Source organism: Kribbella caucasensis, from assembly GCF_004361855.1.
Classification (GTDB): Bacteria; Actinomycetota; Actinomycetes; order Propionibacteriales; family Kribbellaceae; genus Kribbella; species Kribbella caucasensis.
Window position 1 is genome coordinate 64,550 of sequence record NZ_SNWQ01000017.1, and the last position, 15,104, is coordinate 79,653.

Annotated in this window: 5 protein-coding genes; all 5 read left to right on the top strand. The window is 64.6% G+C overall.

All coding sequences use genetic code 11. The annotated features are described in order from the left end of the window. Positions 1–114 precede the first annotated feature (114 nt). The 5 genes from EV643_RS30185 (at position 115) to EV643_RS30205 (ending at position 15,054) form a co-directional block, all read left to right on the top strand. Positions 115–3,180 (top strand): choice-of-anchor D domain-containing protein, encoded by a 3,066-nt coding sequence (locus tag EV643_RS30185; protein WP_166665626.1) that lies wholly within the window; start codon positions 115–117, stop codon positions 3,178–3,180. A 210-nt stretch (positions 3,181–3,390) separates the two neighbouring features. Then, entirely contained in the window at positions 3,391–4,437 is a 1,047-nt protein-coding gene (locus EV643_RS30190) for a hypothetical protein (RefSeq protein ID WP_133803568.1), read from the top strand. Next, positions 4,389–11,891 carry a golvesin C-terminal-like domain-containing protein gene (locus EV643_RS30195; RefSeq protein ID WP_133803569.1) on the top strand — a complete coding sequence of 2,501 codons (7,503 nt, stop codon included), beginning with the start codon at positions 4,389–4,391 and terminating at the stop codon, positions 11,889–11,891. Before EV643_RS30190 ends, EV643_RS30195 begins: the two co-directional genes overlap by 49 nt. 34 nt (positions 11,892–11,925) lie before the next feature. Next, a complete protein-coding gene (locus EV643_RS30200) occupies positions 11,926–12,615 on the top strand; it encodes a DUF4241 domain-containing protein (protein ID WP_133803570.1) in 690 nt (229 codons plus the stop codon). A 57-nt stretch (positions 12,616–12,672) separates the two neighbouring features. Next, positions 12,673–15,054 carry a polymorphic toxin-type HINT domain-containing protein gene (locus tag EV643_RS30205; RefSeq protein ID WP_133803571.1) on the top strand — a complete coding sequence of 794 codons (2,382 nt, stop codon included), beginning with the start codon at positions 12,673–12,675 and terminating at the stop codon, positions 15,052–15,054. Positions 15,055–15,104: the final 50 nt, after the last annotated feature.

A 15,104-nucleotide genomic window follows, 5' to 3' on the forward strand; every position in this document is an offset into this window, starting at 1 on the left:
ACTGCAACTAGCTGCAAGACAGTTGCGGCGGAAGCGACTTTCGCGGTATTTCTTTGCGTCTTCGCCGGTGCCGCTCTGGGTGCGCCGGATTTCGCCCTCTGCTCTGGAGTCTTGATGCGCCGCGCCCATGCAGTTGTTGTGCTCCGCTATGCCCTCGCCGCCGCTCTTGCGGCGATCGCCGTCCCCTTCATCGCCCATGCAGCCTTCGGCGACGACACCCTTGCCACCCCGAGCGCCCAGGTCTTCCCGACCCGCACCGGCATCGGCGTGACCTGGAACCCGGTAGACGCCTCCACTTACCGGGTCGAACGCAAACAAGGCGAAACCGACTGGCAGGACGCCAGCGGCGACCTGGCCTCCTCGACCACCAGCTGGGTCGACGAGTCCCTGGGCGCCGGCGCATCAGCCGACTACCGGGTCGTCGCCCAGACCTCCGACACCGAGAGCGTCACCAGCTCATCAGTCACCGCAACCCGGACCACCACAGCCCCCGTCGTCGGGGATGTGGACGTCCTGGCGCTGAACGCGGCGGCCACCGACCTGGTCACCTGGCTGCGGGACGAGAGCGCGAGTCCTGTCACGGCATCGGCGCCGATCGGCGGTTCCCGCACTTTGTCAGCCGGCTCGATCAAGCTCAAGCTTCCGGCCTTCCTGGCCGGCCCAGGGACCTACGAGCTGACCCCGTCCCAGATCGAGCTGACCCAAGGCGATCGCAGTTGCACGACCAGCGGCCGGCTGCGGGTCACGGCGCTCGCCTACCGGGCGGATCTCGAGCTGGAGACGATGGCGGCCAGCCTGCTCGTCTACTCGTGCGCGGGCACAGACACCACGGCCGCGATCGAGATCAGGTTCAAGAGTTCGATCGGCTACCAGATGCTTTCGGTCACCCCCAATCCCTTGGACGCGGGCCAGGTGCTGGTCGGGAAGACCTCCGCGGCCCTGCCGATCACCGTCCGGAACACCGGCGGTGAGCCGGTGGAGATCGAGAGGGTGGAACTCGACTGGAATGCCTCGCCGGAATGGAAAGTGGCGTCGAACAACTGCCCGGTCTCGTTGCCGGCAGCAGCCTCTTGCACGGTGACCCTGACGTTCGAGCCATGGACCCACGGTCTCTTCCAGGCCACTCTGACGATCTACAACTCCGCTGCGCTCCGCGAGGAAGTAGCGCTGACAGGTAACGGAACTTCGCTGCCCAGGCCGATGGGCGTCAGCGTTTCTCCCACCTTCACCGGTCACACCGTGCGGTGGCTCTCTTGGCCGACCTCGGGTGGTACAACGACTCGCGGCTACTTCCTGCACCGCTACGTGGACGGTTTGGAAACGACCAGATGGTTCCCTGGCGATCCAAGGGCGACATGGTTCAGCACGACGGACGCCAACCCGAAGCCCGGAACGGAGTACGCCGTCTCGGTGGTCAACGAAGTCGGCGAAGGTCCGGTCGGGCCGCGGACGGCGGCGCCGCGGCCGACCGACCAGATCGCCATCGTCCAGGGCGAGCCGGCCGCGGCTGAGCTGGCCGCGGCCGATCTGGGCGGAAACATCGTTCCGTTTCCGGGCGAAGCCGGATCAGTGAAGCCGAAGGAGGCCATCGCGAGTGCGCCGGACGGCCGGACTCTCGCTTACGTTACGAACGATCAGGAACGGGTCCTCTGGACGCGCCAGGTGGATCCGGACCAGCTCGGCGTACCGGTGAAGCTGTGGGCGTCGCCACTGCCTATCACTCACTTGTCATGGTCGCCGGACGGGAGCCGAATCGCCTACCAAGCACCTGAGAGCGGCGATGACGGCGCGCTGCCGTGCGTGTTCGTCATTCCCGCGGCCGGCGGTACCCCCGAGAAGATCAGCTGTGACGTGGCCAACCCGAGCTGGATGCCGGATGCCCTCACCCTGATGGTGGTCGACCGTCGCCTCGACGGGGACGACCGGTTCGCCCGGATCGAGGCGAAGCCGGGAGGCGCCCGGGTATCCATGTTGCCGGCTCCGGCGGGGGACAGTGCGTCGGTCCGGGTGTCGCCGGATGGCCAGTGGGTCGCGTTCGCCACGAAGTCCAACGTGGCCCTCACGAACCGGTGGTCGGCGGAAGTCAGGTTGAGTCCGGCACTCGACGGCGAGGTCCGTTCGATAAACTGGGCTCCGGGTGGCGATCGACTGCTGGCGCTGACCTCCTCGGGCCGGATGACCCGACTCCCCGTATCGCCGCTTGGCGAGATGACAGAGTGGCCTCCTTCCGTCTTGGGGAGTACGGGCTCCGGCGCCACACTTGACATGGCTTGGCAGCGACTCGGAGTGACCATCAAGCCGACGCCAGCCGTCATGGGTCCACAGGTCTCCATCTCCTTCGACAGCTCGGCCCTGCCGGTGGGTACGACGTTCACCTGCGAATTCCAGGGAACCGGCAGACCGGCCGCCGCCTGCGTCTCCCCGGTGACGGCAAGCGGTTTGCCGTCCTGGGAACACACGCTGCTGATCACCGCGAAAGAGCCCAGTGGCCACGTGACCACTGCGGTCCGCACCTTCACGGTCGATGCGACGGGACCGACGGCACGAGTGGTCGCTCCTACCTACGACGCTTCGACGGCCGCGTCTGCAACAGTGCAGGTGGCCGCCTCCGATCACAGCGGGGTCGCGTCGTACGACGTGCGGTACCGGAAGGCGTCGTATCTGAGTGGGTTCGGAGCGTACGTGCAGCCGTGGACCGCGACGACGGCGACGTCGGTCAGCTTGCCTCTCGACGCTGGTTATGAGTACTGCACGTCGGTGCGGGCCAAGGACAAGCTGGGGAACGTCGGGGCGTGGAGTGCGGAGAAGTGTTTCTCGCGGCCGATGGATGATCGGGCGTTGGCGGCTCCGACGGCGGGATGGACGCGGACGAGTTGGTCGGCGTTCTATCTGGGGACGGCGACGCAGAGTACGTCGTACGGGGCGTCCCTCACGCGGACGGTGCAGGGGAAGCGGTTCTACCTGGTGGCGACGAAGTGCCCGACGTGTGGGTTGGTGGCGGTGTATGCGGGCGGGAAGTACATCGGGGCGGTCAACCTGGCGGCGGCGACCACGCAGCGGCAGGCGGTGATTCCGTTGCCGGTGCAGAGCACGGTTTTCAGCGGAACCTTGACGTTCACCGTGCGGTCGGCGACGGGCAAGTTCGTCCAGATCGACGGCCTCGCCGTTCGACGAAGCTGACGAGCATCGGCTGGACGTCCAACCGGCGTCCAGCCGACCCCCAAATGCCGCAATAACACGGATGCAGCAGCGACGGCGCGCGTCGCACGTGTCGACTGCAACAACAGGCAACGCCCTCGATCCTTCAGTGTTCGAACGATATAAATTGCTTGCTTTCGCCGGTGTTGCTCGGGGCGCGCCGGACATTTCCGCCCACATTTTGGAGTGTCGATGCGCCGCGCCCACGTGCTGCTGACGTCTGTCCTGAGCTTCTCTCTGATCTCCGCCGCAGGTCTGCCTGCCGTCGCTGCAGCGGAGTTCTCCTCTCGAGCCTCCTCCGCCACCTCGCCAGCGCAAGAAGTAGCCGCCACGCGCCGCCCCACCCCGACCTACACCGCTCCGGCGGCCAAGCCGCCTCGCAGCACGCAGCCCGCCCATCGGGTGGCTGAACTGGTGGCTGAGCGTCGTGAGTTCTCGCAGACGTTTGAGTTGAGCGACGGCCGGCGTGAGGTCGAGCTGAGCACCAGGCCGGTGCATTACCGGGATGGATCTGGTCGCTGGCAGCCGGTGGACACGCGTGTCGTCGGGTCAGATCGGGCGGGGTTCGGGCATCGCAACGGAGGCGGGAAGTTCGACGCTTCGTTCGGTGACCGGTCGGACCGCCTGGTGCGGTTCGAGCATGGTGGCCGCTCGATCCAGCTCGGTTTGCTGGGAAGTCCCCGGGCGGTGAAGCCGTCCGCGTCGGGCAGTTCGCTGACGTTCGCTGATGTGTTCGGCGCGGCTGACGTGCGGTACACGGTCGAGTCGCGCAAGCTCAAAGAGGACATCGTCCTGCAGCAGGCTCCGCCGCAGGCTGTGTTCACGTTCGATGTCACGCTAGCCGGCCTCAAGGCGCGGTCGCTGGGCGACGGGTCGATCGGGTTCTATGCGGCGTCGGACCCGGACACGATGGTACTGCGGATGCCGAGGCCGTTCATGACCGATTCGGCGGCCGATCCCGCCTCGCCGACCGGCACCGGATTCTCAGATGACGTCACCCAGTCTGTGGTGCAGAACGGTGGGCGGACGCAGATCATCGTCCGCGCCTCGGATGAGTGGCTGCGTGACGCGAAGCGCACATACCCGGTGCGGATCGACCCCACCATCGAGGTCGTCGCGACCAGCACGACGGGCGGGCAGGACGCGGGGATCATCTCGGTGCGGCCGCGGGCACGAACTTCGGCAACAGCATGTTTCTCGACGCAGGCTCGTTCAATGACAAGCGGCGGAGTTTGCTGAAGTTCGACTTGAGCATGATCCCGACCGGTACCCCGATCGACTCGGCGCAGCTGCGGGTGCATCACGACACCACCTTGGACACCGCCGCGGCCGCTGCCACCATCGAGCCGCGTCCGGTGAGTGCGGCGTGGGACGAGTCGACGGTGACCTGGAACTCGATCAACACCGCCACCACAGGTGGATCGATGACGTTCAACCTGGAGCAGGTCGACGACCAGAACGAGCCGAGAGTGTCGATGGTGGGCGCGTGGCCGACGTTCGCCTATTCGGGCGGTACGGCGGTCGGCAACTCGGTGCACTACAACTCCGGCACGACGACCGGGGATTCGTTCACCTGGGTGCCGGACATCACCGAGGACGGGGACTACCGGGTCGACGTCTGGTACGTCGCTGACCCGAACCGGGCAACGGCAGCGCCGTACGTCGTGACCCATGACGGCGTCGCCACGACGTACAACGTCGACCAGACCGTCAACGGCAGCACCTGGCGGGCCTTGGGCACTCAGCACTTCTCCGTCGGTGGTGACAACAAGGTCACCCTGAAGGACGTCTCCGGCAAGACGGTTGTCGCGGATGCGGTGCGGTTCGTGAAGGCGGGCCAGGTGGTCAAGCCTGCGGGCGAGAACAACGGCACCCATGTGTTCAGCGTGCGCAGCCTCGTGCAGGCGTGGACCGCTGCGCAGAATCCGACGGCGAACAACGGATTCGTGTTGAAGTTGCCGGACGCACAAGAGGGCGTCGGCACGGTCGGCCCGCGGTACCTGTCGAGCGAGGGTGGACGCGATCACCAGACCGGTGGCGTCAGCGACGAGCAGGCGGTGCTGCCGAAGTTGGTCGTGCGCTATGGCCGTGCCAGTGTCGATCTGGCGGAGCCGAAGAAGATCACCTCAACCGGGCCGGCACTGTCGTGGACCGATGCGTTCGATCCACGGGCGACTCCGGGAGACGCGCCGGTGGAGTACCAGATCCACAGGGTGGTCGCAGACGCACAGGCGAATCCGTACTTCGCGCCGAGTAACGCGACGCTCGTGGCCAGCATGCCCAAGGACGAGTTGTCGTTCACTGACACCACTGCTCAGCCGAACACCGGCTACTACTACCGGGTCGCCGTCGTCACCAAGGACGGCGAGGTGGCGCCGTCGCGAACGGTGTACGTGGTCACTCCGGCGGCGGGCCGAATCATCCAGGTGATCCAAGGCGACATCGCCGACACGACATTGTCGTCCGCGACGCCGACGGAGAACCAGAACGTGTTCGCCGGCCAGCCGAAGCTGAGTGTCGGGAACACGGCTGTCGCCTACGGCAACCAACGTGCGGTGCTGAAGTTCGACACCAGCTCCGTTCCGGCGAAGGCGAAGGTCGCCGACGCGAAGCTCAGCCTATGGAAACGACTCGGCGCTACGACCGCACCGACGATCGACTTCAGCCTGCACAAGCTGACCAAGGGCTTCGTCGAGACACAGGCGACTTGGAACCAGGCGGCGACTGGCTCGGCGTGGACCGGTGGTGATCCCGGCGGCACGGTGCTCGCGAGCGCGAATGGTGCCGACTCTTCGCCGGCGCGAATGAGTTGGGCAGGCCTCGGGCTGACCGACGCGGTGCAGGGCTGGGTGGACAACGCCAGCGTCAACTATGGCGTGCTGCTGAAGTTGGCTAACGAGGTGACGACCCAGCATCGCCTCGAGTTCTGGTCAGGCGAGTACGGCGTCGAACCCGAACTGCGGCCGCAGTTGAGGGTCGACTATGTCGATCCGCAGGCGGCCACGTTCTACGGCCCCGAGACGCCGCAGCGGATGATCCCGAACATCGACTACAAGTTCCCGGTAACGGTGATCAACACAACCAGCCAGCCGCTGGCGGCGGATCTGGATCTGTCATATGTGTGGACCAATCTTGACGGCAGTCCGGTTCAGAGCGCCGGTACGGCAAACGAGGCGGACCTCGGAACCACTCTCGCACCCGGTCAGTCGACCGAGGTGGAGATCACCGTCAGGCCACCGGCCAACAGCGAGACGGGAAAGAAACGCCGTACCTATAGGTTGAACTGGGACCTGAACGCTCCGGGCGATGGCGGGGCCTGGCTGTCGGAGAACGGCTCCGGGATCAAGCGCTTCGAGCAGCAGGTCGACGTGGAGGAACGCCAGCCGCACGACACCGACTCCCAGATCCAGCTGTCGTACGGGGTCGGCTTCGAGAAGTTCTTCCAATACACCGGCACGTCGACCGGTGCGGGCTCCGGCGCACAGGTGAACCTGCACACCGGCAACCTGCTGTGGACCTACGCGCCGATCAGCAACCCATCCATCGGCCCGTCGACGTTCGTGCGCCTGTCGTACAGCAGTCTCGACGGCACGGACTCTCCGGTCGGTCATGGGTTCTCACTGCAGACCTCGACGCTGACCCGGAACGGTTCGCCGCTGGTGTTCGACAATGCCAAGGGTCTGGTGTCGATGATCGACGGGGACGGGTCGTCGCAGGTCTGGATGCTGACGTCCAGCGGGATCTACGAGCCGCCGGCCGGTGTCCACCTGGCCTTGCGAAAGCTCACCACTGCGCCCAGCCAGCAGGCGTGGGTGATGACCCGGCCGGACGGCACCAAGTTCTACTTCGACCAGGACGGCTACCAGACGTCGGTGAAGGACCCGAACGGCAACACGATGACGTTCGCCTACGATCTCGGCACGCCAAAACGCCTCCGCAAGGTGACCGATGCGTCGGGTCTTGAGACATTGAACCTCGTCTACGACACCACCACGGGCCGGCTGCAGACCCTGACCGACCGCTCGGGCCGGACGCTGACCTTCGCCTACGACGGCAACAAGCTCATCTCACTCACCGACGCCGCCGCGGGTGTCGACGCCAAGGTGTTCGAGTTCCAGTACAGCACTGACTCGACGAACTCGAACATTCGGCTCAGCCGGGTCCGCGACCCGCAGCGGCCGGTCGACCAGCACACCGACTTCGGTTACATCGAGTCGACGACCGACTCATGGTCGAACGGCCGGGTGCAGTCGATCACCGATCGGCGCGGCAAGGCGACCACGTTCACCTATGCCGATGTCAACGGCGCGGACCTCGATGGCATGCAGGCGACCGTGAGCGACGCGAACCAGCACACGACCAGCTACGTCATCGACGACTACGGACGACCCTCGTCGGCGACCAACCCCACCGGCAAGACGACCACGCTGACCTGGGATGGCGACAACAACGTGTCGCGGCTCGCGGAAGCCAACGGGGCCGTCACTACCTGGACGTACGACTATGCGACCGGTTCGCCCCTGACGATCACCGATCCGGAGCAGAACAAGACATCGTCCCCCAAACGCACGATCCTCACCTATCAAACGCCCGGCGTCGACGCCGATGGCGCGCCCATCGCGCGCCTGAACCAGAAGGTCAGTCCGTCCGGCGCCACCTGGGCATTCGAGTACGACGCCAGGGGCAATCTCACAGCCGTCACCGACCCCGCCGGTGTTGCCACGACCGGGATCGCCACCGACTACCGAACGACCTACACCTACGACACTGCTAGAGGTCTGCTGCTCAGCATGACCGACGCCAACCAGCACACGACCGTCTACTCCAAGGTCGTGAACAACGTGATCCAGCCCCCGGACTACCACTCGTCCGGATCGCCGCAGACGATTACCGACGCGCTCGGCAACGCCACGAGCTTCACCTACGACGTGCGCGGCAATGTCCTCAGTGTGAAGGACGCCAACGACGCGATCACCACGCAGACCTACGACGGTTTCGGCCGGCCGAAGGTGGCTACCGTTCCGATCGACCGCGCAAACAACCTCTTCGCCGGCACCACCACGTCGTACGACCGCAACGACAACGTGGTCGAGACGATCGCGCCGAACGGTGCGGTGACGACCAACACCTACGACGCGGTCGACCAGCTGATCGAAACGAGACTGCCCCGGCCGACAGTCGAGGAACGCAAGATCACCAACACGTACGACCCGGTGGGCAACCTGTTGACCCGGGTCGACCCGCAGGGCAACGTGGCCGGTGCGACCGGGCACACGACACGGTTCTCCTACGACGTGCTCGACCAGCTCCTGTCGGTTACCGACGCCAAGGGCGGCATCACCGGCTACAGCTACGACACAGTCGGCAACTTGCTCCAAGTAGTGGACCCAATCAAGTCCGCGACGCCCGCGACCGACGACTACACCGCGAAGTACGGCTACGACCTGAACCACCGACAGACCAGCACCACGGATGCCGCCGGTCACACTAGCCGCACCCAGTACGACGTCGATGGCCAGGTCGCGCGCACGATCGATGCTGATGGCAACATCACGGCACTGACCCGTGACAAGCGTGGCCTGGTCACGACGGTTCAGACCCCGTACGACGTCGCGGGGCCAGGTGTCGACTACATCACGGCCGGCTTCGCCTACGACCAAGTCGGCAACCGGACGCAAACGATCCAGCCGCGAGGCATGGCGACCGCACTCGCCGGCGACTACACCGAGACGGTCACCTACGACGAGTTGAACCGGCCGTCCAAGCGAACCCTGCCGTACAACAGCGCGGACGCCGTCTACAAGAACCCGGTCAATGTCAGCTACACCTACGACAAGATCGGCAATCTGACCGGGGTCACCGACCCGACAGACACCGCGACGCAGGTCTGGAACCGCTACACCCACTTCGACAACGGCTGGATCAAGACCAGCACGGACCCGTTCGGGATCCAGACCGACTACGCCTACACCGAGACCGGCCAGCAGAAGGCTCGCACCCTGACCTCCGCGGCAGGCACGGCCAAGCGCGAGATGACCTGGATCTACAACGCTGACGGCAGCCTGAAGAGCCGCAGCGACTTCGGGGCACCCGCAGGTATCTCGGAGGTGCTGGCAGACAACTCCGACCAGCAGGCCACTACGCCGGTCGGAACCTGGCCCGTCGCGAGTACCAGTACCGGCTATTGGGGTTACAACTACCAGACTCACGCCGCCGGAACCGGCACGAACACGTTCACCTGGGACCTCACGATCCCGACCACGGGCAGCTACGAGGTCAAGGTCCGCTACCCGCAGGTGACCGGTGCGGCGACCAATGCGCAGTACACGGTCAACCACGCCACCGGCTCGACCCCGGTAACGGTGAACCAGAGCACGAACGCGGGCACTTGGGTCAGCCTCGGCACGTACACCTTCAATGAGGGCGTCGGGAAGAGCGTCAAGGTCACTGACGCCGCAAATGGGACCGTCGTCGCTGACGCGGTGATGCTGGTTCGCAACGACCCGGCCGTGCCGCGGGAGAGCAAGGACCTCGCCTACACGTACGACGTGAACGGCAACCTCACCACGGTCGACAACACCGCTGGCGGCTCCACCGACTACGGCGTCGCGTACGACGAGTTGAATCGGCCGACCAGGGTCACTGAAACCACTGGCGCGAACAACGCGACAACGGACTACACCTTCGACCCGGTCGGTCATCCGGACACGGTGACGATCAACCAGTTGGCGCCGCTGAAGGACCAGTTCTACGACTACACCTGGGACGTACGCGGTCTGCTCGGATCGGTCAAGACCGGCGAGACCGCATCGGACCCGGCGGCGAAGACCACCAGTTACACGTACAACAACCTCGGTCAGCGGGCCACGGAGACGAAGGGCAACCAAAACAAGGTCACCTTCTCCTGGTTCGACAACGGCCTGATGACCTCCTCGCGCGAGGTTAAGCCCAACGGCACCAGCCTGGTCGCCGAACACATCATGGGCTACGACCTCGACGGCAACCGAATCACCGACGCCGCCAAGGTCCTGAACAGCGACACCAAGGCAATCGACTCCTCCACCGCGGCCTACACCTACGAGCCCCGCGGCCGCGTAACCGGGGTAGTGCGGACAGGCGCCGGCGCGGGAGACGAGTCGTACACGTACACGGCGACGTCGAACATCTCGAAACAGACCGTCTCCGGTGTGACGACGGACTTCGTGTATGACCGCAACAGGTTGCAGAAGGCCACGACTGGTGGTGCGGCGTCGTTCTACAACCACGATCCGTTTGGTCGATTGGACACGATCAGCGCCGGTGGCGTGGTGGCCGGCAGGTATCTGTATGACGGTTTCGACCGCCAGGTTGAGCAGCGGACGACTACTGGTGGGGTCACGAAGACGACGAGGTCGACGTTTGACGCGTGGGATCGGGTGGCGTCGAAGACGGATGCGGCCGGCAAGACGACGAGGTTGTCTTACCTGGGTCTGTCGTCGCAGGTGTTGGCCGAGTTGGACCAGGCAACGAACAAGCCGACCGAGGCGTTTACGTTCGACGCCTACGGTCAGCGGCTGACGCAGACCACGACGAAGACCGACGGCACGTCGGAGGACGCGTGGTACGGGTACAACCCGCACTCGGATGTGGAGACGTTGACCACGTCGACGGGTGACACGAAGTCGACGTACGGTTACACGGCCTTCGGCAAGGACCGCTCCGGTGCTATGACGGGCGCGGACAAGCCGGGTGTGAGCACCGAGCCGTACAACGTGTACCGCTTCAACGGGAAGCGTTGGGATGCTGCTTCCGGCGACTACGACATGGGTTTCCGGACCTACAATCCGGGCTTGAACAGGTTCACGTCCCGCGACATGTTCAACGGCGCCCTGGCCGACCTCAACCTGGGCACCGACCCGTGGAACACCAACCGCTACACCTTCGCCGGCGGCAACCCCATCACCCGCGTCGAACTCGACGGCCATATCAATGAGAGTCAAAGCACGGGCGGCGCCGGTGAGGTGCCAACCGTCCCGGTGGAGTCCAACGCATGCCCGCCTCCCATGGCCCGTTGCTCGACAGCGTCGGAGGACGACCCCTCGCTGGGATTCGTAGGGCCGATCTCCCCTCGCACAGTCAGCCCGCCCCTCGGAGCCAAGGCCACTGCGAAGTCCGGCCGCGCAGCGGGTCGTGTTGGTGGCGGAGTAGCGCTGCTGCTGCTGCTACTGGCGGGCGACAGCCCACAGAATCAAAGCCTCGACATCGATATGGAGGATGAGGCGCGCAGATGCCGAGGGGGATCGGCGACCATGTCAGAGATCACCTACCACCCCTTGGATAGCAAGGGCCGCGCGACCGGAGCTGAGGCGTGCCTCAGAGGTCCGGTCCCAGCCGACGAACGGGATATAAGCCCCAATCACACGCCCCCGGGCTTCGACGCCACCGTGCATCATCGCGGTCATCTCATCGCGAACAGCCTCGGTGGCGACAACAACCTCCCAGAGAACATCGTCGCTCAGTTCGAGGCCGTGAATAAGAGCGCGATTCGCCCCTATGAGATCGACGTACAGAAGCGGCTCGGCCGAGGTGAGACCGTCTACTACTCCGTCATCCCGGTTTATAACCTGACAACCGGATTGGTCCCAAGGGGGTTATATGTGAGCATGTCCAGTGAAAGTGGCGTGCGTACGGCTTTCATTCCCAACGTGCCCTAGGTGCCTGAGCGGGGCAGAAAGACGGTGCTACAGCATGACCTTGTCGGAACCGGATGTCGGGGCGCTGTTCGCGCACGGGGCCCGGCATCGGTGGGCGAACGGGACCACATCGCGCCTTGACGTGGTCCAGGTTGGAGATCTTGCCCTTCCGAGCGGGAAGATCGTTGCTCGTGATCCGGCCAGGTGGGTCCACGATGATGCGGAGGAGAAGGAGCCGTTCACACTGGTCGCGCGTCCCGGGGAGTGGCGAATCTCCATCAGTGTCGTCCACTGGGACGAGTCGCCGGATCCTCGGGTGCCGCCACCGATTCGGAAGCCGACGGCGGTGAAGGCCGAGTTGGGCGATGTCGATGTCGATGTCCGAAGTTGGGAGCTTGCGTTGCGGCCAGGGCAGGAACCTCCGGCCCGCGACGCCGTCGGCTTGCCTGGCTTCAGCGTCGGCGCCGGGATGGGATGCCTCCTGGATGCCGCCGATCTCGGGTTTCTCCGCCGCTTGTGGCAGGACGACGACACGCAGAGGCTGGATTCGATCCTGGATGCGGTCGGTGCCGACGGGGCCGAGATCATCATGGACCAGGATTTGGCCGGCGGCGTACTGGTCTTCGATTGTGGAATGGGTGATGGGGTCTATCCCACCTGGATTGGCCGGGATTCGAACGGTGACCCGGTTTCGCTTGTCATCGACCTGGAATTGCTGGCGCACAGCACGGGGACGATCGAGTGAGAATGCCTCACCGCGACAACGGACTACACCTATGACCCGGTCGGTCATCCGGACACGGTGACGATCAACCAGTTGGCGCCGCTGAAGGACCAGTTCTACGACTACACCTGGGACGTACGCGGTCTGCTCGGATCGGTCAAGACCGGCGAGACCGCATCGGACCCGGCGGCGAAGACCACCAGTTACACGTACAACAACCTCGGTCAGCGGGCCACGGAGACGAAGGGCAACCAAAACAAGGTCACCTTCTCCTGGTTCGACAACGGCCTGATGACCTCCTCGCGCGAAGTCAAACCCAACGGCACCAGCCTGGTCGCCGAACACATCATGGGCTACGACCTCGACGGCAACCGAATCAGCGACACCGCCAAGGTCCTGAACAGCGACACCAAGGCGATCGACCCCTCAACGGCCACCTACACCTACGAGCCCCGCGGCCGCGTGACCGCGGTGACACGGACAGGCGCAGGCGCAGGAAACGAGTCGTACACCTACACGGCGACATCCAACATCTCGTCCCAGACCATCGCAGGCGTTGCCACCTCCTTCGTCTACGACCGGAACAGGCTGCAGAAGGCCACCAGCGGCACCTCCTCGTTCTACAACTACGACCCGTTCGGCCGACTGGACACCATCAGCTCCGGTGGCGCGGTCACCGGCCGGTATGTGTACGACGGCTTTGACCGGGTTGTCGAGCAGCGCACCATCACCGGCGCAGTTACGAAGACGACAAAGTCGACCTATGACGCCTGGGATCGAGTCGCGTCGAAGACTGATGCGGCCGGCAAGACAAGCGCAATGTCGTATCTTGGCTTGTCCTCGCAGCTGCCGGCCGAGCTTGACACAGCAACCAACAAGCCGACCGAGGCGTACACGTTCGACGCCTATGGCCAGCGGCTGACCCAAACCACGACCAAGACCGACGGTACGTCGGAGGACGCGTGGTACGGGTACAACCCGCACTCGGACGTGGAGACGCTGACCACGTCGACCGGCGACACCGAGTCGACCTACGGCTACACGGCCTTCGGCAAGGACCGCGCCGGCGCCATGAGCGGCGCGGACAAGCCGGGCGTGAGCACCGAGCCGTACAACGTCTACCGCTTCAACGGCAAGCGTTGGGACGCCGCTTCCGGCGACTACGACATGGGTTTCCGAACCTACAACCCAGGCCTGAACAGATTCACCTCCCGCGACAGCTACAACGGTGCGCTGGCCGACCTGAACCTGGGAACGGACCCGTGGAACATCAACCGCTACGCCTTCGCCGGCGGCAACCCGATCACCCGCATCGAACTCGACGGCCACATCAATGAATCTTTGACTGCAGGCGGAGGTCGAGCCCCCGCGGCAGTGAGCGTCACGGTGGGTAGCCGCGATGTGACCGCGGACGACCCCAATGAGTTCAAGGCGGCGTACGACGCGACCAAGGCGAAGCTCATTGGCGATGGAGGCGGCCAGGGCCACGAGTCGATCATCGGTTGCAACGATGAGGAGACCTGGAAGGTCGAGGCCGGCCAGGCAACGACGTGCAGTTGGTCCGACACCCAGTTCTCCAACATGTTTGCTGAGGAACTGTGCCGGCAATCTGGCATTCGGTGCGGCCCGTACACCCCTTCAGGCGCGGGAGGGGCGGGACTCGGTCATGACGGGGGCGGCGTCCGCCTCAGCGGTGGGCCCGAGGCACCGACCGGCAGCCGGGCCGCGGCCGGCGGTTACTGCAGCTTTAGTGGTGAGACAAAGGTGGAGATGGGTGACGGCTCACGCAAGCCCATCTCGCAGGTGAAGCTCGGCGACGAGGTTCTCGCCACGGATCCGGAGACCGGTGAACGAGGACCGCGGAAGGTTACCCATCTCTGGGTCCACACCGACAAGCTGCTGCAGCTCGAGGTAGACGGTGGTTTCCTCACCACCACTGAGGACCACCCCTTCTGGAACGCCACCGATGGCAAGTTCGAACGCGCCGATCAGCTGGACAGCGGCGACCAACTCCTCGCGGATGACGGACAACTGGTACGGGTCATCGGCGTCCGGACCGGATCACAGCGAGTAGCCACCGCCTACAACCTCACCGTTGACGACATCCACACCTATTATGTACTGGCGGGAACAACTCCGGTCTTGGTACACAATGCGAACTGTCCGCATTCGAATAGCATTGGAGCTGCTGCACAGGCGCGCGCGGAGCAAATTCTCGGAAAGTTCTACCCAGGAAACAAGATGCAGGTGCAGTTTAACATCTGGACGCCTCATGGAGTCCGCAAGGTTGACATCGCTGGCGAAAACTCGCGTGGCGGATTTGATCTCTATGAGATCAAGGCGAACGGATCTAACTATCCCAGTAGGGAGCGAGTGAAGGATCAGTGGATAGAGCAAGAACTCGGCTGGAAAACCCATGTTTTGAGATTCGATGAAACCTGTCAATGCTATTCCGAGTGAACGTGTCAATCATATTCTGACGCGTCTGCGCCGCGAGAGAAGGGGGAGTG